Genomic DNA, 229 nt, shown 5'->3' with positions numbered 1-229 from the left:
GCGCATAGCCATTGGGGTGGTCCTTGCGCAGCACGAACATCACGCCGCGATCCTGCAGCATCAAACCCAGCCCCCGCGGCGCCATGCCGCTGCCCATGCCGCGGTAGTTGGACTCGATCAGCGATACCATCATCCCGACCGCATCGGCCACCGACATGTAGATCGTGTCGCACTCTTCCAGCTGATTCGGCGTGCCCGGCTGCACCTCGCGAAGCGCCTGGCCCATTGA

1 protein-coding gene is annotated in these 229 nt (G+C 64.6%); it reads right to left on the bottom strand.

The annotated features are described in order from the left end of the window. On the bottom strand, positions 1–229 hold a 229-nt coding region (locus tag ACQG3P_RS25670; protein WP_426806619.1), incomplete at both ends, for a gamma-glutamyltransferase.

This window comes from Stenotrophomonas sp. SrG (assembly GCF_050031795.1).
Taxonomy (GTDB): domain Bacteria; phylum Pseudomonadota; class Gammaproteobacteria; order Xanthomonadales; family Xanthomonadaceae; genus Stenotrophomonas; species Stenotrophomonas rhizophila_A.
This window is presented reverse-complemented; position numbering and strand designations above follow the sequence as displayed.